Source organism: Propionispora hippei DSM 15287 (assembly GCF_900141835.1).
GTDB lineage: Bacteria > Bacillota > Negativicutes > Propionisporales > Propionisporaceae > Propionispora > Propionispora hippei.
In genome coordinates this window covers 36,167-59,397 of sequence record NZ_FQZD01000020.1, presented here as the reverse complement: position 1 = coordinate 59,397, position 23,231 = coordinate 36,167, and the positions used below count along the sequence as shown (strand labels likewise).

The window sequence follows — 23,231 nt, the reverse complement described above, 5'->3', positions numbered from 1 at the left end:
TTTTTAGCTCCGTTTCATCAATCATTGCTGTCACGCTGTCTCTGTTACTGCTTCCAGCCATCAGCCTGTTTTCTTATTTCACTATACTTTATAGTTTGTCCTGCTGTGATAACGATATAAATTTGACTAAAAAAACTCTCCCTGCGGCGTTTTATCGTCAGCAAGGAGAGTTGGAGAGGGCATAGCCAAATTTATTTCATCATCATGCCATGGCCTTTTTCCTTCACAGGAGTTGCGGCTTCCAGGGCATCCCACGCTTCGTTTGCCCGGTCGACAAACAGTTTGCGGATAGCTTCGTTTTCACCAAGACCATGAATGTACGGGGTGACTTTAAAGCCTTCTTTTTCCAGGATGGATTTATGCGATTCCGGTTCGCTGCCAGCCATATCGTTGTTGGCATGGTCTCCGGCCACCATCATCATCGGAATCAGCGTAACATTTTTAATACCCTGTGCCTTCAACTGAGGAATAACTGTGTCCAAATGAGGCCAGCCTTCTACCGAATAGACATAGGTATTTTTGAAACCAAGTTCAGTTAAACGGTCCTGCATAACGGCATAGTAAGCATTGGACGGATGCGGCGTACCATGAGCCATCAATAAGACGGCATCCTTTTTGCCAGTCTTAGGGAATTCAGTACTAAAGGCTTTCATAGCCTCAGTCACATCATCACGTTGGTTTTCCTGTCCCATCCAGTACATCAGTGTCGTACCCAGGGTCATTTTCTTGAACTGGCTCTTATAGATATCGAAAATAGCGGTGTCATAGGCATATTCCATACCCGGAATGACATCCAGCGAGGTCAGGGCAATACGGCTGTAGCCTTCTGCCTTAAGTTGGGCCAGAGCTTCTTCCGGTGTGGGGATTTTAATTCCTTCATTGGCCTGAATCCGGTCAACAATAATATGGGAAGTAAAAGCCAGCACCACTTTGGTGTTGGGATGAGCCGCCTGAATGTCTGCCACCGTTTTTTCAATGGTGGCCTTGCGGGAATCAGTAAAGGTTGTCCCAAAACTCATAACCAAAATAGCATCTTTATTTTCCAGGTTCTGCAGCGAAGGTGTTTCCGAAACGCGAACACCGATTTCCGCTGCCTGTTTCAAGGCCGGAGTGGCATCCTTTACTTCCGGGTTTAACTGATAAGCGGCAAAGCCGGTTGCCGTCAAGCCCGTCATCATAGCACATACCACAGATGCAATCAACAGTTTCTTTCCACTAAATCTCATTGTCTCTACTCCCTTATACATTGAATTGCAGGAGAAATAACCCTGGTGCTCCTGCTAGTCACCGGCTAGACAGTTTTTAACTTATCCAAGAACCTTTCGCCTGTAGGCGACACCTCTCCTTCTATGATAACCTCTTCAATTTATTATTTGGCAGTCTTTTTGCCCTTGTCAGCCAAGACGGACCGGCTCAGGGCGCAGTGCGAAAAGGAACCTTCGCAACTGGCCTGATTTTTCAATCCGTTGACGACAACCGGGCTATTATGACTGCTCAAACATACCAATTAACCGGTTAACCGCCATAGTAGCCGAGACCTTGCCGGTGATAACATCCTGTTCCACGGCGGTCTTGCCGACCCGTACGGCCGGATTTTGGAAAAACAGATTATGCAGGTGCTCCTCCACCATAGAGTACACCCAGGAAAGAGTCTGTGCCTTACGACGTCCTTCGAACACACCGGAAGCCCCCATCCTGTCCCGGAACTCACAGACCACCGACCAGATATCGTCAATTCCCTCGCCGCTCAACGCTGAGCAGGTATAGGCCTTGGTCTGCCAGCCTTCGGTTGCCGGACGCAGATAATGAAGAATACGTTCATAGTCCACCCGGGCGGCCAGAGCACGCCGTCTGTTATCGCCGTCGGCTTTATTGATCAAAATGGCATCGGCCAGCTCCATGACACCTTTCTTCATGCCTTGCAGTTCATCGCCGGCACCGGTTAACACAATCAGGAGAAAGAAATCCACCATAGACCGGACGGTGACTTCACTCTGTCCGACTCCCACCGTTTCCACCAGGATGACATCATAGCCGGCGGCCTCACAAAGCAGCAAAGTCTCCCGGCTTTTCCGGGTTACGCCGCCCAGCGTGCCGCCTGATGGCGAGGGACGGATAAAGGCCTGTGGTTCCTTGGACAGATTCTCCATCCGGGTTTTATCACCCAGGATGCTGCCCTTGGTCACACTGCTGCTGGGGTCAACCGCCAGCACCGCCACCTTGTGCCCGGTTCGGCACAACCGGCAGCCAAGAGCTTCAATAAAGGTACTCTTGCCGGCGCCCGGCACCCCGGTAATGCCGACCCGCAGTGACTTTCCCGCATAGGGCAGCAATTGCTGCAGCACCTGCTGGGCCATATCCATATGAGCCGGGGCATTGCTTTCAATCAGGGTGATGGCCCGGGACAATAAGACTCTGTCACCGGCCAGCACACCCTGCACGTAGTCTTCAACCGTCAGTTTTTTTCGTTTTACGGCAGCCGCCGTCTGTCCTTCGAGCCGGCCCTGCGGCAGGCCGTCATGCCCGCCAGCCACACCGGTCATGACCCGGCAGGCAAATTCATTGCCCGCATCCTGCGGCGTCCACTCCGGTTTATAGGTACTCATCGTTACGCCTCTTCCCAGTCCAAGCGGTTCATTAATTCTTCCAATACCTTTCTGGCAGCGACCGGAATAATGGTTCCCGGTCCAAAAATAGCAGCGGCACCATGTTCTTTCAAATATTCGTAATCCTGGGCCGGAATAACACCGCCGGCTACCACCATGATATCCTCGCGGCCGCGCTTTTTCAGTTCTTCCACCAATTGCGGCAGCAGCGTCTTATGTCCGGCAGCCAGCGAACTCATGCCTACCACGTGAACGTCATTATCCACCGCATCCTGGGCCGTTTCCTCCGGTGTTTGGAATAACGGTCCGATATCCACGTCAAAGCCCAAATCGGCAAAGGCCGTAGCGATTACCTTGGCACCCCGGTCATGTCCGTCCTGGCCCATCTTGGCAATCATAATTCTCGGCCGGCGGCCTTCCTTGGCTTCAAAGGTATCGGTCATTTTCCGTACTTCGGCAATTTCATCCTCATCGGCAAATTCACTGCTGTATACTCCTGAAATGGAACGGATCACCGCTTTATGCCTCCCGCTGACTTTTTCCACGGCAGAGGAAATTTCCCCCAGACTGGCTCTGGCCCGGGTAGCCTTAATCGCCAGATCCAGCAGATTGCCTTCGCCGGTTTCCACCGATTTGGTAATCGCCTCCAGGCAGGACTTCACCCGGTCCTCGTCCCGGTTGGAACGAAGTTTTTCCAGACGCTTGATCTGAGCTATCCGTACAGCCGTATTGTCAACTTCCAGAATGTCCAGCGGATCTTCCTTATCCAGGCGGAACTTGTTTACACCGACAATCATTTCCTTGGCGGAGTCAATGTGCGCCTGACGGCGGGCGGCCGCTTCCTCAATCCGCATTTTGGGCAGACCCGTGTCAATAGCCTTGGCCATACCGCCCAGTTCTTCGACTTCCTGGATATGAGCCCAGGCCCGGCGGGCCAGTTCATCGGTCAAAGCTTCCACGTAGTAAGAGCCGCCCCAGGGATCAATAACCTTACAAATTTGTGTTTCATCCTGCAGATAAAGCTGCGTATTCCGGGCAATCCGGGCCGAGAAGTCGGTCGGCAGGGCAATGGCTTCATCCAGCGCGTTGGTGTGCAGTGATTGGGTATGCCCCAAAGCAGCCGCCATGGCTTCAATACAGGTCCGTGCCACATTGTTGAACGGGTCCTGTTCGGTCAGGCTCCAGCCCGAAGTCTGCGAGTGGGTTCTGAGCGCCATGGATTTCGAACTTTTCGGTCCGAACTGCTTGATGATTTTAGCCCACAGCAAGCGGCCGGCCCGCATCTTGGCCACTTCCATAAAATAATTTTTACCCATGGCCCAGAAGAACGACAACCGAGGCGCAAACGCGTCAATCGCCAGGCCAGAGTTTACCCCGGTCCGGATGTACTCCAGTCCGTCGGCCAGCGTATAGCCAAGCTCAATGTCGGCGGTGGCCCCCGCTTCCTGCATATGATAGCCGGAGATACTGATGCTGTTGAACTTCGGCATAAACTGTGAGGTATAGGCGAAAATATCGCCGATAATCCGCATCGAGGCCGTCGGCGGATAAATATAAGTGTTACGAACCATGAATTCTTTTAAAATATCATTCTGAATCGTGCCTGACAGGACTTCCTGCTTTACACCCTGTTCCTCGGCCGCCACAATGTAGAAGGCCAGAACCGGCAAAACGGCACCGTTCATCGTCATCGACACCGACATTTTATCCAGGGGGATGCCGGAAAAGAGAATTTCCATATCCAGAATAGAATCCACCGCCACGCCGGCTTTCCCCACGTCGCCGACAACCCGGGGATGGTCCGAGTCATAGCCGCGGTGCGTCGCCAGGTCAAAGGCAATAGAAAGCCCCTTCTGACCGGCGGCCAGATTACGACGGTAAAAGGCATTACTTTCTTCCGCCGTGGAGAAACCGGCATACTGCCGGACCGTCCAGGGGCGGGTTACATACATCGTGGGATAAGGCCCTCTTAAGAAAGGCGGAATTCCGGCCATATAAGACAGGTGGTTCACATCCTTCAGATCGGCCTCAGTATAAAGAGGTTTTACATCAATCTGCTCCATGGCCCGCCAGTATAATTCTTCAAAGGACTTGCCTGTTTTAGCCTCAAGCTGCTTTTTCCATTCAGCCAGATTGGCCGGTCCATTTTCTTTTTTCAGTGACATGTTGGTAAAATCAGGTTTCTGATACATTAGGCAATCCCTCCTGCTTTCTGCAGCCAGTCAAGTATCTTGTAGCAATTGGCGCGGATATGGATGAACTCGTCTACGCCGGCTTCCCTGTAGACCGGTTCAAACTCCGGTGCCGGCGCCCCGGCCAGCATAACCAGCATAGATGGGTTACCTGCCTTGATTTGCTTGGCCAAAGGCGGTACCAGTTCCGGATAGGTATCGTCGGTGGAGCAGATAATGACTGCCTTTGCTCCCGAGGCAAGAGCCGCCTCTACCGCGCTGTCCACATCGGCAAAACCGTCATTCTTTAATACTTCAAAGCCGCCGACTTCCACAAAACCGGTTGAAAAGTCCGCCCGCGCCTTATGCTGCGGAATGGGCCCCATGTTGGCCAGGAATATTTTCAAGTTGTTGCCGGTCCGTTCTTTATAGGCATCGGTTTTTTGACGCAAGGCTTCAAACTGTTCGGTAAACCGGTGCGGCGCAATCACCGTCACAGCCGACTCGACCGTTTCATCCTGACGCAGGGACGCCGTCACCTGTTCCAGCGTGGCGCCGGCTGAAAAAGCCTGTATAACGGCTTCTACCAATTGTCCCGGTTCCCCGCTTATAGCATCGGCTAATTTCGCTAGTTGTTCCTGACAAAATGTCTGGTCAATGTCGCTACAATACTCGGTCACCCGCTTGGCATGCTGCTCCTTTAAAGCAACCATATCGACCGGCTGCTGTTTCAGCAGAACTTCCTGGACATTGGCATACATGTTGATGCCTACGGCGCGATCGGCCCGTTTGGCCAATTGGCTGAACCGTTTGGCCAGTACTTCCTTTACGGCCTGCTGCGGAGTTCCCTGGCGCAGGGCCTTCAGCAAGCCGCCGGCGGCCTCGGTTTCCTGCAGCAGTTTCCAGGTTTTATCGGCAACCTGCTGGGTGAGCGTTTCAATATACCAGGAACCGCCGGCCGGATCAACCGGTTGCCGCAGATTACACTCATTTTGCAGGATAATCTGCGTGTTGCGGGCAATACGCCGGGAAAATTCATCCCCTTGACGCAGCGCTTCATCAAAGCAGCTTACCTGCAGATTATCCACTCCGCCGACTACGCCGGAAAAAGCCTCCGTCGTGGTCCGCAGCATATTTACATACGGATCATAAGCGCTCTTGGTAAACGCCGAGGTCCGGGCGTGAACATTCATTTTTTGCGCTTCTTTGTCGCCGCCAAAGCTTTCCACCACCTGAGACCAGATCATCCGGGCCGCTCTCATTTTGGCAATTTCCATAAAGAAATTAGCGCCCAATGAAAAACTGAACCGCAGGTGCTTGGCCGTAGTATTGCAATCGACACCACGAATTTGCATGGCATGGATATACTCAATGGCAGCAGCGATGGAATAGGCCAGTTCCTGAATATCGCTGGCGCCCCCGTTATGATAAACCGCGCCGTCTACCAGAATCGTGCGAAGCTGCGGTGCCTGTTGACTTACCCACGTCAATTGATGCGCCATTTCATCATAGAGCGCATCCAGCGAGCAAGGCAGGCTGCCTTCCGACACTAAAGCTCCCAGCGGATCGGCGCCGATGCAGCCGGTCAGGACCTTAGGCGAACGTCCGTTAGCCTTTAACATGGCAGATAGCAAGGCAATCAGTTGTACACTGGACGGCCCTGCAGCAATATGAAAAGAATATTTTTCTAAATCTATATTGGCAAAAGCATCATCGGCATCTTCAATGGTCGATAACACCAGCCCGGTTAAGGCTCCCTCTCCGTCGCAGTTCTTTCCGTGACGGGTGCTTTGATTCAGGACGGTATGAATGGCGGTGCTGCCCTTATCCAGTTCATGGCGCAGCGCTTCATTGAAGGTCTCCGGCAAAAACTCGCTGCATTCCTGAGTAATGAGCCAAGGAGTGGTTAAATAGCCGTCTACCCTGGTGCCACGCATATAGCTGCCGGTTCCCGGCAAGTCATCTACCCGTCCCGCCGCCGCCACATGCTCCTGAGTATAAATCGGCTCAAGTACTATGTCTTCATAAGTTTTGGTAAAAAGTTTTTTCTCAAATACCCCGCCTTTTAAAGAAACAATTGCTTCCTGTTTCCACGCCTCATAACCGGGAGCCGCAAATTCGTCAAATGTCACTTTGGGTATTTCCAGCTTGTCTTTACTGTCCGTCGTCATCGTATAATATCCTTTCTTTTCTTTTGTTCTTTTTTTCACAACTTTGGCAATTAGTCAGCCATACCACTGATAAACATAAGTCCACACTACCCCTGCCGGAAAATTATAGGTAAAATACCATTAACCGCCATAAAAGCGGCTGAACAAGGATAGCAGTTAGGCAATGCCTAACTGCAAGTCCGGTTCTCGACAGTTCTTATATGTGAAGAGCGCAATGTAGTTGGCATTACGCTTACGCAGAGGAAAAAGGAATCCGTTTTTACACGGACATTTCAGCCCGCACGGGCAGAAAAAATAAAATAATAGTGAGTTTGAACAGTTATATGTCAGCACTTCGTTGCCTACGCGAAATGCGAGCATATCAAAAAAATCTTCCGCACGAGCTGGAAGATTTAGTGATGAAACAAGATCCTGTCAATAAAAAATCCCGGCCAGATAAGCCGGGAAGAATTTATGCAAAAAAATGTTTGCACGAAATCCCCTCCCCATCGCTCGTGGGTCAAATGGTGATTATCAGCTAGGCAGTTCTCCTGGCTCTGAATCATCGCTTGACCAAACCTTCCCAGGGCTTCACCCCCAGTGGTACATCTTGGCCTTGCTCCTCATTACAGTGGCGGGACCGCGCCGGTATTGCACCGGACTTCCCTATTAAGCCCTTGCGGGCACCTAACCTTTTCCTATGAAGTTTTCCATTGCCATAATACCATCATAAACAGTAATTGTCAAACACACCTGGCGCAAATTTAGCCTGATAAGGCTCCTTTCGGTAAAGAATACAGTATCCAATCACCAACCTATTGATTGATACCGGCTTTACACCGCTTTTATAATGTATTTGTGTACAACCTGATCCAGCTCATACTCTGTTTCGGGTCTTTTAACCCCTGCGACAAACTCCCAACGCTCCTCATGGGTCAGCGTCCTCTCTGCCGCCAATTCACCAAGCGGCGATAGGGTTTCCAGTTCCAGCATAAAATCATTGGTATACAATTCACTGGAAACTCCACCGTCAGGATATTGCGCGTTGCGATCATGACTATACCGTTTTACAAATAAATTTCCATGATTAAAATAGGCTATCCATCCGGCTTCATTATTTATGCCAAATTTAAAGGGCTGACTTTCGTTTTCTTGCGTCAGCACAATGTATTTTTCACCCCAGCTTATCCGCTTGTCCCTCATATTTGCATACGGCCATAAAGCGACTACCCTATTAGGCAACAAATCTGTATTGCGGTCCGGCTGAGCGATTACGGCCTTTCCCCCTGGGGCCATAACCGAAAGAGCCCAAGCCGCCACCTTTACCGGCCAGGCATTTTTATTAAGTAAATGATGCCTGACTATGACTTGATTCTCCGCCGGCATCGTTATTTCCATTGATTTTTGCATTTGCACCCAAGGTTCGCTTTCCTGCATGACAAGTATACCATTATCAATTGTTTTCCACCTGACCGGAGCGTTATCCGCTATGTAGGTGCGGGGAAAACATTCGGGGCTGTGCCAGAACCGATGTCCTCCCCGCATCCGCCAGGTTTTGCCGCAATAGGTATGATTGCTGACAGGGCTATTATCACAGAACTCATTTTTTTGTCCTACAAAGCCGGCCCGTATAATCCGCGGGCCAAACTCGGTTGTAACTACCAGTTCAATACTACCATTTGATAAGACAAGACATTTTCCCATGTCATTATATGTTCCTTCTTGCATAATCACTGACATCGTCTTCCCATCCTTCCAGCGGCTTTAAAGAAACTCTCTTCTTTTGTACTGATACGGCCGCGCCATAGCCAAATAAGTAGGCTTGTCGAGTTATTTGCTCTTATTCTTGGTTGCAATATCCACCCAAACAGCCAGCACTAAAATTGCGCCTTTTACAATAAACTGCCAAAAGGTTTCAATATTGAGCATACTCATGCCATTGTCCAGACTAGCCATAACCAGGGCCCCAACCAGGGCGCCGCCCACACTGCCGATACCTCCCATTAGACTGGCACCGCCAATAACACAAGCAGCAATGGCATCCATTTCGGCATTTTGACCGGCGGCTACCGACGCCGCATTTAGCCGTGAACAAAGCAGCACACCGGCAATGGAAACAAGCAGGCCATTAAGGGCAAAAATACTCAGATTCATTTTAGTGACATTTATTCCGGATAATTTGGCCGCTTCGGCGTTGCCGCCAATTGCATATACCCGGCGGCCAAACACTGTCTTAGTTAAAATATAAGAGAATATCACCGCCATAATGACGAGAATCAGTACGGGTACAGGAAATCCCTGATATGAGTTAAGAACCGTGATAAATATACCAACCAGGATCGCCGCAAAAACAATCTTTGCTATTTCGGCTCCGGCCGGCGCGATCTCCAGACCATACTGAGCCTGAAGCTTGCGTCCGGCAAAAGACTGATAGGCCACCACCGCAACAGCCACCACACCCAGTACAATACCTACACCTTCCACTAGATAGGCGTTGCCTACAAAGCGAATACTGGAATCAAGCGCTGCGACCGTAGTGCCTTTTGTCATGCCTATCAGAATGCCGCGAAATACCAGCATACCGCCCAGCGTAACAATAAAAGCCGGTATTTTTTTATAGGCAACCAGCCAGCCATTAAAAATTCCGATCACCAATCCCAGGGCAAGCGTCATGGTAATCGCCAAGAGTCCATCCACTTTGTACCAGACGTTAAGAACTGCCATAACACCGCCTAACAAACCCATGAGCGAACCTACGGACAAATCAATATGTCCGGCAATAATGATAAAGACCATGCCAATGGATAAAATACCGGTGATGGACATCTGACGGAATAAATTGGACAAGTTGCGGGATGTCAGGAAGTCACCACTGGTGGCCATTGTAAATATAACCCAAATAGAAAGCAGTGCCAGCAGCATCGTATAGGTCTTTACATCCAAATGAAATAAAGCTGCCCAAGACAATTTTTTGCCGCTCGCCAGCTCCGGTGATTGCTTTTCCAATTCTGTTGTCATGCAAGCGTCCCTCCTACAGCACAATGCATTATTTGTTCCTGATCCAGGGTGTGATCGTTAATGAATTCCCCCTTAATCCGGCCTTGATTCATCACCAGTACCCGATCAGCCATTCCCAGTACTTCCGGCAAATCGGAGGAAATCATTATAATACTGATGCCCTCTTCGGTTAAGCGATTAATTAAGTTATATATTTCATACTTTGCACCAACGTCAATGCCCCGGGTTGGCTCATCCAGGATAAGCACCTTCAGTTTTCGCAGCAAATATTTTGCCAGTACCACTTTTTGCTGGTTTCCGCCACTCAGATTTTTAATACAGGTTTCTAAGCCGGGAGTCTTAATCCTCAACCGTTCCCGGAATTGATTTGCATCGTGCAGTTCCTGACAGGCGTCAATATAATCCGCTTTTCGGCGATACGCTTCCAAATTGGCCAGGGTCATATTATTTCTTACCGACATAATTTCAACAATTCCATGACGTTTCCGGTCTTCCGGAAGCATGGCTATCCCCCGCTGCAACGAATCCTCCGGATGACGGGTGTCCAACCTTTTCCCTTCCAAAAGCACTTCTCCCTCACACCGGCCATTATGAAAACCGTACAATGCCGATACCAGTTCTGTCCGTCCCGCCCCAACCAGTCCGGCAAGCCCCAATACCTCACCCCGTTTCAAAGAAAAGCTGGCGTGATCGACCAATTTACGGCCAGGGTTTCCCGCACTATAAACTGTGTAATCCTTAACTGTCAAAACCGTCTCTTCCCTTACGTGCGCTTCCTTAGGATACAAATCGGTAATTTCCCGGCCAACCATCATGCGGATAATAGCTTCCTTGGTCAAATCACGGGCTGGTTTAGTGCCAATCGAACGGCCATCACGAATGACAGTTACCGTATCTGCCAGCTTTAGAACCTCGTCCAGCTTATGGGAGATATAAATGCAGGTAACGCCTTTAGCCTTTAACTCCGCCAGAATATGAATGAGAATATCCACTTCGCCTTCGGACAAAGAAGCCGTGGGTTCATCTAAAATAAGCAGTGTTGCGTTTTTAGATAAGGCTTTGCAAATTTCTACAATTTGTTGCTGACCGGTACCCAATTGCTTAACTGTTGTATAAGGGCTAATCCTCAATTTCATTTCCCTCAACAAATCCTGCGTTTTAGCCAGCATAGCCGGTACATTAATCCGTCCCCGTGAACTTATTTCATTTCCCATGAAGATGTTTTCATACACGGACAATTCCTTAAATAACGCCAGTTCCTGATGAATAATGGCAATCCCGGCTTGTTCGGCATCGGTAATATTCCGGATAGTCAGTTTCTCCTGATTAAAATATATCTCACCCTCATACGTTCCGTGAGGATATACACCGCTTAATACTTTCATTAAGGTTGATTTACCGGCGCCGTTTTCTCCGCATAACGCATGAATTTCACCTCTTACAACCGAAAAGGAAACCTGATCCAGGGCCTTTACCCCGGAAAAAGCTTTCGTAATACCCTTCATTTCCAATATAATATCCTGCATTTGTATCCCCCCTCACATTCAAATTAGGCAGGCAGGGCATTGCGCACCCGCCTGCCGTTTGATCTACTGCTTGGGCCATTTATCCTTGGAAACGTTTTTATACACATCTTCCAGCTTGTTGTAACCGTCTTTGATAACTGTTTCAGCCATATTCTGGGCATTAACGGCTATCGGTGTAAGTAATACGGCGGGGACATCCCTATTGCCATTGTTGACCACACCGTCAGTTTTCACCTGATTTCCCTTGGCAATTTGCACAGCAATCTCAGCCGCCGTAGGTGCGAGTATCTTGATTGGCTTATACACCGTCATGGTCTGCGTGCCCTCCACAATACGCTGGCAAGCAGCCAATTCGGCATCCTGACCGGAGATAGGCACCTTTCCCGCCATATTTTGGGCAGCCAATGCCTGAATCGCACCACCGGCCGTGCTGTCATTGGAAGCCACTACAGCAGCAATTTTATTGTCATTGGCCGTTAGCGCATTTTCCATAATTTTCAATGCTTCTTCCGGCAGCCAGTCTTTTACCCACTGGTCACCTACAATTGTGATATCACCTTTATCAATTAGCGGCTTCAACACATTCATTTGTCCCTGACGAAATAGCTTGGCATTATTGTCTACCGGGGAACCGCCCATGAGAAAATACCTGCCCTTAGGCATTAGTTCGGCAATCGCCTTTGCTTGCAATTCGCCAACTTTTACATTGTCGAAGGAAATATAATAATCTACATCCGATTTAGTGATCAGGCGATCATAGCTCAACACTTTAATGCCTGCCTTATGAGCCTGTTCAATAATGGGAGCCAGAGCATCACCGTTATGAGGGATAATAACCAGAATATCTACACCCTGAGCAATCAAGTTTTCACACTGGGAAAATTGTGTCTGGTCGTCACCATTAGCCGATTGCACCACCACGTCGGCCCCCAGTTCTTTGGCCTTTGCCACGAACATATCCCGGTCATGCTGCCATCTTTCTAACCGTAAATCATCCATACTAAGACCGATTTTAACTGTTTTCTTCGGCGCAGTATCTTTAGCTGTAGTAGTTTCCTGCTTGGTACAACCAGCCATCATGAAGAGAGAGATTATACAAACCAATACCGTAATGAATAAATAACCCTTCCTTTTCTTAAACACAATGTATCCCCTCCTGATTATTTATGATCTGTTCCGGATCTGCCCTGCCCTAAACTTACATCTCCAGTAAATATTGGTTCAAAAGACCCTTCAATTGTTCTTGGCGGCCTGATTTGTTAACTATCGGCTTATTATGCAATGCATGCAACTCCAGTGTGTGAAAATCAGCCTTGCCTGACACAATATCACGTCCGATACCTTCACTAAAGCTCTTGTACCGCTCTTTGACAATACTTTCAAAAACCCTGTCTTCTACCAGCCGGGCCGCTACTTTTAGCCCTCTGGCAAAGGTATCCATCCCGGCAATATGAGCATAAAATAAATCTTCCGGCTCAAATGATTCCCGGCGCGGCTTAGCGTCAAAATTCAGTCCGCCTTTGCCTAAACCGCCATTTTGTAAAATTTCATACATAGCCAGCGTCGTTTCATATAAATCGGTAGGAAATTCATCCGTGTCCCAGCCTAAAAGCATATCTCCCTGGTTGGCATCCACCGAACCCAACATCCCGTTAATACGGCTGATTCGTAATTCATGCTGGAAGGTATGACCGGCCAGTGTAGCATGATTGGCTTCGATGTTCATTTTAAAGTAGTCCTGTAAGTCGTAAGCCCGCAGGAAAGCCATAGCGGTTTGCGCGTCAAAATCATATTGATGTTTGGTAGGTTCTTTGGGCTTAGGTTCTATTAAAAACTGTCCGGTAAAACCGATTTCCTTGGCATAGTCCACGGCCATATGGAAAAAGCGGGCCAAATTATCAAGTTCCAGTTTCATATCCGTATTTAATAACGTTACATAGCCTTCTCTTCCACCCCAGAACACATAGTTTTCCGCTTCCAGCTCTTTACCGATTTCCAGCGCTTTCTTAACCTGCGCGGCACAATAGGCAAATACATCGGCATTACAAGTAGTGGCGGCACCATGTAAAAACCGGGGATGCGTAAACATGTTGGCTGTATTCCAAAGTAATTTTGTTTTACTTGTTTTTAAATAGTTCTTAATCATGGCTACAATGATGTCAAGGTTCTTATTGGTCTCCTGCAGGGTGGCTCCTTCCGGGGCAATATCTCTGTCGTGGAAGGCAAAGAAAGGAGCATTCAATTTTTCAAACAATTCAAAAGCAGCTTCCACCCGTGCTTTCGCCTTGTCCATCCCTGTATACTGATCCCAGGGACGCTGCATGGTACCCGTCCCAAAGGGATCGGAGCCTTCATGGGTAAACGTGTGCCAGTAGGCGATAGAAAATCTCAAATGTTCTTCCATCGTTTTACCGGCTATTACTTCCTGTGGGTTGTAATACTTAAATGCCAGTGGATTGCTGGATTTTGCTCCTTCAAAATTGATTTGGGGTACTCCGTTAAAATAAGCCATTGCTTCTCCTCCTAAACATTGGTTATGTCATTCATCGGCAACATCAAAGTTTGCCTAATTGCTCAAACGTCTCCTGCAAACGGCCGTATAGTTGGTGGTAAATCGGATATATGGCATGATAACAATCAACATCAGTTGCGACCGGGTCGGTCCGTTCCGTCGTATGGATCATCGATTCGCAAGCCTTTTCCACATCAGCGAAGACACCTGCTCCTACCGCGGCTAGAATAGCTGCACCAAACGCAGGCCCCTCGACAGAATTGACTACACACACCGGCAAATCAAAAACGTTGGCCAAAATCTGACGCCACAAAATGCTCCTCGCACCGCCGCCACTGACACGAACTTCCTGGATGGGAATATGCTGTTCCCGGATAATTTCCAGCGAATCGCGCAGGCCAAAGGCCACCCCTTCCAAAATGGCTTTCGTCATGTGCGCCCGGCCATGAGTCATGGTAAGTCCGGTAAAAGTGCCCCGGGCATTAGGATCACTATAGGGAGTCCGTTCTCCCAGCAGATATGGCAGATAGATAAGGCCTTGACTCCCCGCCGGTATGGCAGACGCTTCATTAAGGAGTGCTGTAAAGCCCGAAGCATCTAATTGGCAAACCTCCTCCACCCACCATTTAAGACAAGAGGCTGCCGACAGCATCACGCCCATAACGTGCCATTTTCCATTGGCATGACAGAAAGAATGCAACCGATTTGCGTCATCAACCGAGTAAGTGTTCTGGCAAGCAAACACCACTCCCGAAGTGCCCAGAGCCACGGAAACCGTTCCCGCTTTTACCACACCTGTTCCCACTGCCCCGCTAGCCTGGTCGCCGCCACCGCCAACAACCGGCAACCCTTTGTTTAAGCCGGTTGTGGCCGCCGCTTGCCCTGTTATATAGCCGATTATTTCATAGGACTCATAACAGGAGGGCAGAACGGTCGCCGGTAACCCCAGAAAATCTACCATTTCCATTGACCACTGACGCCGTGCCACATCAAAGAATAAAGTTCCTGACGCATCGGAAACATCCGTCGCATATTCTCCTGTCAATCGCCAGCGTATATAATCCTTGGGCAATAATACGTGTTCTATCTGCCGGTAGATTTCAGGTTGATTGCGTTTCACCCATAAAACCTTAGGCGCTGTAAAACCGGTCAGAGCCTTATTGGCTGTATATTCCGATAATTTTGAACCCAATTGGTCCGTAATGAAATCACATTCTGCCTGGGTACGTTGATCACACCATAATAAAGCAGGCCTCAGGATACGGCTTTCCCTGTCAAGCAACACCAGCCCGTGCATTTGTCCGCTCAGCCCGATGCTCTGGACGGGATCTTTAGCTGCAGCGGTGGTGGCCAAGATTTTTCTAATTCCCTCACTGGTTGCCTTCCACCAGTCTTCAGGCTCTTGTTCGGCCCAGCCGGCTTGCGGATAATATACCGGATACTCTTGGGATATTGTCTGTAAAACCTTTCCGTCTTCGGCCATTAATAGAAGCTTAACTGCCGATGTTCCTAAATCAATACCCAAAAAACTCAACTACATTCCTCCCTTCGTCAACTAAGTTCGTTGAATCAATAAACTAACTAAATAAAAAAAATAGATTTAATATATCCCTCCCCTTTCCGCCTATTGTTTGTTGGTCAGATAAACTAATTCAATATTCCCTAAATAATTCCTGCTAATAAAATAAGAAAATTAAAATATTTTTTGAAGCTTATATATTTATTAACGTAAGTATTTCTGCCACTCAGGAAACCGGTGAGGCATATAATCTGGATATGACCAAAGCGGCAGCTCCCATGGCACAGGCATGCATATTAAGCTGTGAAGATAAAATGGGAATTGAAAAATACCTGGCAGCAAAGCAACGTTTGGCAGCTTCCTGTTTTAATTCATCCATAAGGAAATCGCCAACCAACGGTAAACTGTTACCGATAATTACAAGTTGAGGATTAAAAGCATTGATTAGATTGGCTACCCCAATTCCAAGATACTTCCCCACATACTGAAAAGCCTCCCGGGCTACTGCATCACCGGCCAGCGCTTCTTTTACCACATCAAAGATAGTTAGGGTTCTTATATCCCGGTATTTCTTCAAATAACGGAACAAGGCCTTTTCCGAAGAATATTCCTCCCAACAGCCTGTATTGCCGCATGAGCAGGGAAAACCATCAAGCGAAACAGTCATATGTCCGATTTCACCGGCTAACCCCTTCGCCCCCCGGTAAAGTTCATTATTAATAATAATGCCTGCGCCAACTCCCGTACCGGCACTAACATACAAAAGATCATCCGCCCGTTTGCCGGCACCAAACCATTTTTCACCTATGGCTCCGGCATTCGCTTCATTATCAATAAATACGGGAACACCAAACTGTTGTTCAATAATACTTCTCAAACCAATGTTCTCCCAGCCCAGATTAGGCGCAGACAAAATAAGCCCCTGCTCATAATTTACAATTCCCGGGACACCGATTCCAATGCCAATGATTCCCCTCACCGTAGGCGGTGCTTGCTGCATCGCTTCCCGAATCAGGAGTTCCAGTTCGGCGATCCGTTGTGCCGGCGAACTGCTATAAGCAGCCTGACAGTCAATTCTTTTTTCCCAGATAATCTCTCCGGCAAAATTAGTCATAACACTGAGAATATAGTTAACACCAAGATCAATACCAATAATATGGCCCACTTCCTGATTTATTGATAAGTTTACCGGCTTACGTCCTCCCTGGGATTCGCCAATCCCTGTCTCCAGCACCAGTTCTTCCACAAGCAATTCATCCACCAGCGCGGATACGGTAGACTTATTAAGCCCGGTAATTTTGGCAATTTCCGCTCTGGATACGGGCCTCTTCTTATAAATGGTATTTAAAACAATCATTTTATTAATTTGTTTCACGAGGAGCTGATCTGCAGTCTTCATCAATATCTACCCTGTCCTTAATAAATTTAACTTCTACAGAACGTTAGTTTATTGTTCAGACAAACTAACAGATATTATCAACTTTCGTCAACAAGGCTTAAAATCCTGCTTATTTATTACAATTTTGCTCACAGTTATAGCCTAAATACCAACCACCGTGATCCTCCGGCAGGCCTATTGGAAAACCTGAATATATAAAACAAAGTAATCTACCATAATAAACGTCATTATCAGTAGATTACTTTAAGAAACAGCATATATCCCGTTACAGAGCTTACTTTTTTTCCGGTTCGGCTTCCGCCACGGACCGTCTGGGGCGCATTTTCATACCGTAGAAATCAGTCTTTTCCTCACTCTTTAAATGTGAGCGGTATTTCCGGTCGTAGGCAATCCAGGCAATGCCGCCACCAACCACAAAGGTATTCAAAATATCCTGGTGAGCAATATACACGTCTGCCAAACTGCAAACATACGGTCCGGCCATGGCCCGCATCATTTCATAAATCATAAGCAACCTCCCATTATCATGCTTGTTGTCTAGGTAAGCACTGCTTAATTCGCGCTGTGCATTCTGACAGATCTTTTTCCGTCTGACTGCGTCAGCAAAACCTTGAAATAGCAGTACTATTCCTGCGGTTTTGCTTCCTTGCCAGTCGAAAAAATCTCTCGCCAGGCCGATAGCTCATTTAATCAGTGCTTACCTGGAATCCGCTCAGACCAAGCACTGCTTTTACCTGCACTCGCGTGTCAATAGGTATAACAAAAACAGTTAACAAATTCGATTTTATTGTACCATGTATTTAATAAAACATCCATGTATTTCAGTAAGCATCTTCTGGAATTATCGCAACAACAAAACTCCAGATATCATACCGCCTCTATAGTAAGACCGGCAGAAGAAGTATGTAGCACGCATACTCTTTCCGCCGGATCCTGGAGGTATAATTATATTAAATTATAGGGATTTGCTATTAATGAAACAGTTCGACGATTTTATACAGAATGTATGGAATCAGATGGGCACCACCGTCAAGTGAGGAAATAGCTGCTGTTCCTTCCGGGAACGGGAAGTTAACTCCTTTGGCCATTAACGTGGTAACCGGTGCCAGATCAGTGGCAATATAAAGGATAGCTACCATCAAAATGGTACTGATAATCAGACCACGGAACACATTTCCTTTGGTAGGCGCCACGGCCCATAAGAGGCAGAACGGCAAACCGGCCAAGTCGGTAAACGGTAAAATCCGGTTGCCGGGAAGTACAGCCGCCAATAACAGCGTAATCGGAATCATCAGCAAACAAACCGCCATAACCGAAGGATGGCCGATAACGACAGCCGCATCCAAACCAATAAATACTTCTTTTCCCGGAAAACGCTTATTTAAATATTCGCGTCCGCTTTCCGATAGAGGCAGCAAACCTTCCATCAAAATCCGCACCATACGGGGCATTAGGAACAGAACAGCCGCCATATTTACACTTAGTTGAACAATACCTTTTATATCATACCCGGCTAACGAACCGATAAATGCACCAAGTACCAACCCTATCAACATAGGTTCACCAAAAACACCAAACCGTTCCTGAATTTTCACAGGATTGATATCAATTTTATTAATACCGGGAATTTTATCAATGAGGCTGTTTAGAAAGATACCCACAGGCGCCCAGGAGACCGACTCGGTATGAGGCAGGGAAATCCCCGGCATGTCAAAGACTTTTACCAGATAAGGCTGTGTCCAGTCAGCCAGTTTAAGAATGATAATAATCGTAATGCCTGATGCGATAATCCCCATAATGGCATTATTCGTCAAATACATAACCAGAGCTCCGGCATAGATAAAGTGCCAGTAGTTCCATAAGTCGATATCCATAGTTTTAGTCCAGTTCATTGCCAGCATAATCACATTAATAAAAAGACCTAAAGCGAAGACGGCCGGAACAATAGGTGTACCAAAGCTAATGGCTGCGGCAATCGGCCAGCCCACATCCATAACATCCAGATGAAGTCCCCAGTTTGTAACCATGGCCTGCGTAGCCGGAGACAGGTTGCTGGTTAGCATGCCGATAACCAAAAAGATACCGGCAAAGCCAATACCAATAGTTAATCCGGAACGAAACGCTTTGGGAAATCCCTGACGAAAAAGCAAACCTAACAACATGATAATAATCGGCATCATTACCGTTGGCCCTAAATCGAGAATAAATTTAATGAATTGCACAAAATTACCCTCCCAATGTATTGATTTGAATATCTATGCTAATCAGAGTTTTTCCGTATTAAAGGCACTAAATATCTCCAGAACTCAGAGTAGCAGGGTGCTACCCTAAGCTTCTTAAATAATCGGCAATTTCATCAGCCAGTTTATCCATGCCTACGCCAATCAAAAACGGCAACCCAACAAACTTTTTCACCCCATGTAAAGCACTATCGTTGATTGGAGTGGTCGCTACCACAACGTGCGGGTTATATACCGGAATTTTCCCGGAAACCTCTACGGCTTTGCACTCGACTACTTCTACACTTAAACCGCGCTTCGTTAGAAATTCCTTACACTTTTCGGCCGCCACAGTCGACGTGGCAATTCCCGTGCCACATACGGTAAGTACCCGAAATGTTTTCATAATTTAATCTCCTCCCAGTTATCTATAAATAAATCTTTCCATTTAACAGTTCTACTAAATCACTGACCGATTTTGCTGCCGCCAGTTGTTGCAGTAAATGCTGATCCTGGATAACCTGCATCAACTGGGACAACAATCTGACCTGGTTGTCGCCGCTATTCATTGCCAGCATAAAAATGATTTTTACCGGCACCGTCTCTTCCAGTCCACCCATACTTTTAAATTCTACAGGTGTTTTAAGCGTTCCAACCGCAATCATGGGAGCCTTCACATGGCATACATCGGTATGCGGAATGGCTACCCCGTTTATACCTGTCGGCAAACCGGTAGGAAAACTGCGTTCCCGCAAAATAATGGCCTCACTGTAGGTCTCCAGTACATAATCTGCTTTATACAATTTTTGCGCCATCTTTTTTAATACATCTTCCTGATCCCTGGCCTCCAGACAAACGGCCATCACTTCCCTATCAAACTCAAAACATGTCCCCATCTGTAACCACCCGTATAAATTGTTCTATATTTTCTGATTGTTTCATTTTCAACAATTGCCTGTCATCGTTGAGCAGTGCGTACAACTTTCGGAAAGCATCTTTTTGATAGCTGTTCAAAGCTAACATAAATACAAGTTCTACCTGATGCCCATCAACCCACTCAATCGGTTGCTGAAGCGTCATAACGGCAATCGCCGGTTTTATGATGTACTCCGGGCTGCCGTGTGGCAGAGCCACTTCCTGAAACACAGTCTGAGACAGTGCTTCCCGTTCATGAATGGATACAATGTACTGTTCGCGTACATATCCCTGCCTGATCAGACGTTGGCCAAGAATATTCAGAACTTCCTTCTTATTGCGGCAAGGCTGCTTAATGAACACCAGATCCGGATGAATCAATCCATTTAACAGGCCCCCGGTAGTTAACGGCTGATTTTCCTCTTTGCCTGAAAATCCCCGTCGCAGTTGAACAATTTTCTTAAGCTTTTCCAGACCATTTCCCTTTACGATTTCTTTTGCCGTTATAAAAGGAATCCCCGGCACAATTGTTCTAATAGTTCCTACAACCGCCAATAAATTATACTCCTGACTTATTTGCACCAGCCGGCTCTGCATATCCTCATCGACCAGAGCCCCCAGCGTGATCAGTTTAACCCGACTCAAATTTTCCGGCATAAAATCGCCAATCATTCGGGCAACCCATTCCGCAGTTCCCTGCCCGGTCAGGCATATGCTGACAATGGCATCGGGCAGCTTGCTTTTCAGAGTACCATGATATTCCTCCAGCTCATAGCTCAAATTATCCCAGGTTAAAGAACTGGCGATTTCATCAATATCCGCATCCGGCAACAGGGCTTTACGGACAGCTTCAATAACCATTGGTGTATTGACCCGTGTCACAGTTCGCGTTACGACTCCCAACGAATCTGTAATTAGTTTACCGAAACCCACCAGTGATCCCATATCAGCAAGCATCAGCACCCCTTTACCGCTGTCGGCCTGTCTGACAATATGAAGCGCCCGTTGCAAAGCAGTCTCCGAACTTTCTTCCAAAGGCATTTCCAAAGCTTTGGCATACTCCACACCCAAAAGCCGGTTGGCCACCTGGACCATTCCTTCCGCTACCCGGCCATGTGATAATACAACAACACCCACATGCGCTTCATTCAGCGGGTCTTTCTTGGCATATGCCTTCAGATACATGGTGATAAAGCCGATCTCATCTTCCGGCAAATCTTCTCCCAGATAATACGATGCAATCTGAACCATTTTTTTGGCCAGTTCAAATTCTGCCGGGTATTCATTTTGTAATTGTTGAAACTGCGGGTTGACAATCAGTTTACTATTCATGCGCAACCGCTCGCATGTTGCCGCCAGATGAGTCGACAGACAGTAAAACAAACTATCGTCAATTTCCGGCAGACGGGTTCTCGCCAGTTTGATCATCCGATCAACGGCATTGATAATTTTTCCCCCGACAATTTTCTCTAAATCCTGGCGGATTAAGTTACGTTTATTTTTTTGCGCCTGCCTGATCAGTTGACGGACTTTTACTTCCAACTCATCGCTAATTACCCGGTTTATAATGGAAATATCAATCCCTTGATTTTCCATTTTGATATAATTGTCTTCAATTTCCTGGTATACCTCTCCAGGTAATAAATAGGTCGTTTCCTGCAGAGAATAGCGTTGCTGGTCCATTGGAGAAATTTCCAGATCGCCTTGCAAAATGGCTTCTACCACATGACGCTGTTCGGTTAAATACAATAGGCCTTTTACCACCTGAGGGGCCAGATCGTTAATCTCTACTTTCAGTAAATCTTCCTTTTGCACCATGTGTTTTAAAAAGGAGCGGGCACACGCCACCTGAATATCCGAACGCAATTGTCCAATGTTGCCATGGCATTCGTACATGAGTAAAGCCACAACAGCATTATACGCAACACGGATGGTCAATTGAATCCGGCTTGCCTCCTCCCTGACAAAGCTCACGATGATCCGAAGCCGTTCTTCCAGCGGACGCTGGGCAAGACCCGGCAATTCTATGACCATAGGAATACGGCGACGGAAAGGCAGTAACAAAAAGGACTCAATATTTTCTGTCGTTGCCGCAATTAACATGAGCGAGACTTCACGAAACGAATCACTTTCCCCTAAGCGGCGGAATTTTCTCTTATCAATCAGATAATAGAGAATTTCCTGTCCTTCCGGGGGCAGACGGTGGATTTCATCCAAAAACAGCATCCCATAATTGGCCTTTTCCACCAGACCTTCTTTGTCGGCATCCGCACCGGTAAAGGCACCTTTTACATATCCGAACAGTTGGGCCATTAATAATTGCGGTGTTTCAGCATAGTCGGCACAATTGAAAACGACAAAAGGCATATCTTCCGGCTTGTTGCCGGACTCCGTAGCAAACCGGTGCATACAGTAGGCTAACTCACTCTTGCCAACACCTGTCGCCCCAACAATCAGGGTATGTAACCCTTTGGGCGGATAAAGAACGGCTGCTTTGGCCAACTCCACCTGAGTCCGTAAACTTCCCTGGGAACCGATTAGCGCATCAAAGGCGGTCTGCAGCTTTTCTATGTTGCCTCCGGAAAGCTGCTGTTCATACGATTCAACCAACTCTCCATTAACCGGCTGCATAACCTCTGCGGCCTTGATCTGCTGCCACACGTCACTCACCGCATGGCGCGATACGCAAAAGCCTGTTTCATTTAATTTCTGTGTTAATGCCCGCTCGGACAGAGCAGGAGAAACTTCCATGATTTCCTGAATTGCTTTTTCCAGCGGTTCTCTCATTCTCTGCCGGGAATTGCCAATCCCCAGGGAACGTCTTAACTTGACTACATCACTCCTTCCCATCCCTAACTTTTTTGCAATTTCCTCATCAGTCAGGGGATTCTTTTTGTTCTCTTGATTGATAATTTCTTGTAACTGTTGCATTTACCCCACCGCCCTTATATATTGCAATTGGCGTGCCAAGTCTTGACACATTTTGTGCGAAATCCGGTATCCCCCTGTTATCACAGCCATTATTAAATAAAATTATTTTTATCGTGTGCACAAATGCCGCCACGAAAATTCTAAATAATTTTAATTGTTATATATAATAGGAAATAATCAGAATTCTTTTCCGTTTCCAGGACTTCATTATACACATATTGTGCCATAATGGCTATTTCTATGACAATCCAGGCACATTCGGGAC

General features: G+C 47.4%; 16 protein-coding genes and 1 riboswitch. All 16 genes read right to left on the bottom strand.

The window, feature by feature from the left end:
• Positions 1-191 precede the first annotated feature (191 nt).
• Positions 192-1,226 (bottom strand): sirohydrochlorin cobaltochelatase, encoded by a 1,035-nt coding sequence (locus tag F3H20_RS12200; RefSeq protein ID WP_149735195.1) that lies wholly within the window; start codon positions 1,224-1,226, stop codon positions 192-194.
• 258 nt (positions 1,227-1,484) lie between these two features.
• A complete protein-coding gene (meaB, locus tag F3H20_RS12195; protein WP_149735194.1) occupies positions 1,485-2,606 on the bottom strand; it encodes a methylmalonyl Co-A mutase-associated GTPase MeaB in 1,122 nt (373 codons plus the stop codon).
• Positions 2,607-2,608: 2 nt separating this feature from the next.
• A complete protein-coding gene (gene scpA / locus F3H20_RS12190) occupies positions 2,609-4,798 on the bottom strand; it encodes a methylmalonyl-CoA mutase (RefSeq protein ID WP_149735193.1) in 2,190 nt (729 codons plus the stop codon).
• The gene (locus tag F3H20_RS12185) at positions 4,798-6,948 is read right to left on the bottom strand and encodes a methylmalonyl-CoA mutase family protein (protein WP_149735192.1); all 2,151 of its coding nucleotides are present in this window, start codon (positions 6,946-6,948) and stop codon (positions 4,798-4,800) included. Before F3H20_RS12185 ends, scpA begins: the two co-directional genes overlap by 1 nt.
• A 503-nt stretch (positions 6,949-7,451) precedes the next feature.
• Positions 7,452-7,633: riboswitch (cobalamin riboswitch) on the bottom strand.
• Between the two features lie 128 nt (positions 7,634-7,761).
• Positions 7,762-8,667, bottom strand: a complete 906-nt coding sequence (locus tag F3H20_RS12180) for a hypothetical protein (RefSeq protein WP_149735191.1) — start codon at positions 8,665-8,667, stop codon at positions 7,762-7,764.
• A gap of 90 nt (positions 8,668-8,757) precedes the next feature.
• Entirely contained in the window at positions 8,758-9,945 is a 1,188-nt protein-coding gene (locus F3H20_RS12175; protein ID WP_149735190.1) for a sugar ABC transporter permease, read from the bottom strand.
• Positions 9,942-11,471 (bottom strand): xylose ABC transporter ATP-binding protein, encoded by a 1,530-nt coding sequence (locus F3H20_RS12170; protein ID WP_149735189.1) that lies wholly within the window; start codon positions 11,469-11,471, stop codon positions 9,942-9,944. The genes F3H20_RS12175 and F3H20_RS12170 overlap by 4 nt, the downstream gene beginning before the upstream one ends.
• Before the next feature lie 63 nt (positions 11,472-11,534).
• Positions 11,535-12,614 (bottom strand): D-xylose ABC transporter substrate-binding protein, encoded by a 1,080-nt coding sequence (xylF, locus tag F3H20_RS12165; protein WP_149735188.1) that lies wholly within the window; start codon positions 12,612-12,614, stop codon positions 11,535-11,537.
• A 55-nt stretch (positions 12,615-12,669) separates the two neighbouring features.
• Positions 12,670-13,983: a xylose isomerase gene (gene xylA / locus F3H20_RS12160; protein WP_149735187.1), complete on the bottom strand. Its 1,314-nt coding sequence runs from the start codon at positions 13,981-13,983 to the stop codon at positions 12,670-12,672.
• A 43-nt stretch (positions 13,984-14,026) separates the two neighbouring features.
• The gene (gene xylB, locus F3H20_RS12155; protein ID WP_149735186.1) at positions 14,027-15,517 is read right to left on the bottom strand and encodes a xylulokinase; all 1,491 of its coding nucleotides are present in this window, start codon (positions 15,515-15,517) and stop codon (positions 14,027-14,029) included.
• A gap of 211 nt (positions 15,518-15,728) precedes the next feature.
• Entirely contained in the window at positions 15,729-16,901 is a 1,173-nt protein-coding gene (locus F3H20_RS12150) for an ROK family protein (protein ID WP_149735185.1), read from the bottom strand.
• Positions 16,902-17,175: 274 nt separating this feature from the next.
• Positions 17,176-17,409 carry a hypothetical protein gene (locus tag F3H20_RS12145; RefSeq protein WP_149735184.1) on the bottom strand — a complete coding sequence of 78 codons (234 nt, stop codon included), beginning with the start codon at positions 17,407-17,409 and terminating at the stop codon, positions 17,176-17,178.
• Positions 17,410-17,872: 463 nt separating this feature from the next.
• Entirely contained in the window at positions 17,873-19,123 is a 1,251-nt protein-coding gene (locus tag F3H20_RS12140) for a PTS galactitol transporter subunit IIC (RefSeq protein WP_149735183.1), read from the bottom strand.
• A 100-nt stretch (positions 19,124-19,223) separates the two neighbouring features.
• Positions 19,224-19,526, bottom strand: coding sequence for a PTS sugar transporter subunit IIB (locus tag F3H20_RS12135; RefSeq protein WP_149735182.1), 303 nt, complete (start codon positions 19,524-19,526; stop codon positions 19,224-19,226).
• Positions 19,527-19,548: 22 nt separating this feature from the next.
• Complete coding sequence (locus tag F3H20_RS12130) at positions 19,549-20,016, bottom strand: PTS sugar transporter subunit IIA (RefSeq protein ID WP_149735181.1); 468 nt, start codon at positions 20,014-20,016, stop codon at positions 19,549-19,551.
• Positions 20,000-22,966 carry a sigma 54-interacting transcriptional regulator gene (locus F3H20_RS12125; RefSeq protein ID WP_149735180.1) on the bottom strand — a complete coding sequence of 989 codons (2,967 nt, stop codon included), beginning with the start codon at positions 22,964-22,966 and terminating at the stop codon, positions 20,000-20,002. The genes F3H20_RS12130 and F3H20_RS12125 overlap by 17 nt, the downstream gene beginning before the upstream one ends.
• Positions 22,967-23,231: the final 265 nt, after the last annotated feature.

What these genes read in the sequence shown, in the direction of transcription:
- meaB (WP_149735194.1), bottom strand. Translation starts at nt 2,606, where the DNA reads ATGAGTACCTATAAACCGGAGTGGACGCCGCAGGATGCGGGCAATGAA.
- F3H20_RS12180 (WP_149735191.1), bottom strand. Translation starts at nt 8,667, where the DNA reads ATGTCAGTGATTATGCAAGAAGGAACATATAATGACATGGGAAAATGT.
- F3H20_RS12130 (WP_149735181.1), bottom strand. Translation starts at nt 20,016, where the DNA reads ATGGGGACATGTTTTGAGTTTGATAGGGAAGTGATGGCCGTTTGTCTG.
- F3H20_RS12175 (WP_149735190.1), bottom strand. Translation starts at nt 9,945, where the DNA reads ATGACAACAGAATTGGAAAAGCAATCACCGGAGCTGGCGAGCGGCAAA.
- F3H20_RS12150 (WP_149735185.1), bottom strand. Translation starts at nt 16,901, where the DNA reads ATGAAGACTGCAGATCAGCTCCTCGTGAAACAAATTAATAAAATGATT.
- xylA (WP_149735187.1), bottom strand. Translation starts at nt 13,983, where the DNA reads ATGGCTTATTTTAACGGAGTACCCCAAATCAATTTTGAAGGAGCAAAA.
- F3H20_RS12145 (WP_149735184.1), bottom strand. Translation starts at nt 17,409, where the DNA reads ATGATTTATGAAATGATGCGGGCCATGGCCGGACCGTATGTTTGCAGT.
- F3H20_RS12135 (WP_149735182.1), bottom strand. Translation starts at nt 19,526, where the DNA reads ATGAAAACATTTCGGGTACTTACCGTATGTGGCACGGGAATTGCCACG.
- scpA (WP_149735193.1), bottom strand. Translation starts at nt 4,798, where the DNA reads ATGTATCAGAAACCTGATTTTACCAACATGTCACTGAAAAAAGAAAAT.
- F3H20_RS12125 (WP_149735180.1), bottom strand. Translation starts at nt 22,966, where the DNA reads ATGCAACAGTTACAAGAAATTATCAATCAAGAGAACAAAAAGAATCCC.
- F3H20_RS12200 (WP_149735195.1), bottom strand. Translation starts at nt 1,226, where the DNA reads ATGAGATTTAGTGGAAAGAAACTGTTGATTGCATCTGTGGTATGTGCT.
- F3H20_RS12170 (WP_149735189.1), bottom strand. Translation starts at nt 11,471, where the DNA reads ATGCAGGATATTATATTGGAAATGAAGGGTATTACGAAAGCTTTTTCC.
- F3H20_RS12185 (WP_149735192.1), bottom strand. Translation starts at nt 6,948, where the DNA reads ATGACGACGGACAGTAAAGACAAGCTGGAAATACCCAAAGTGACATTT.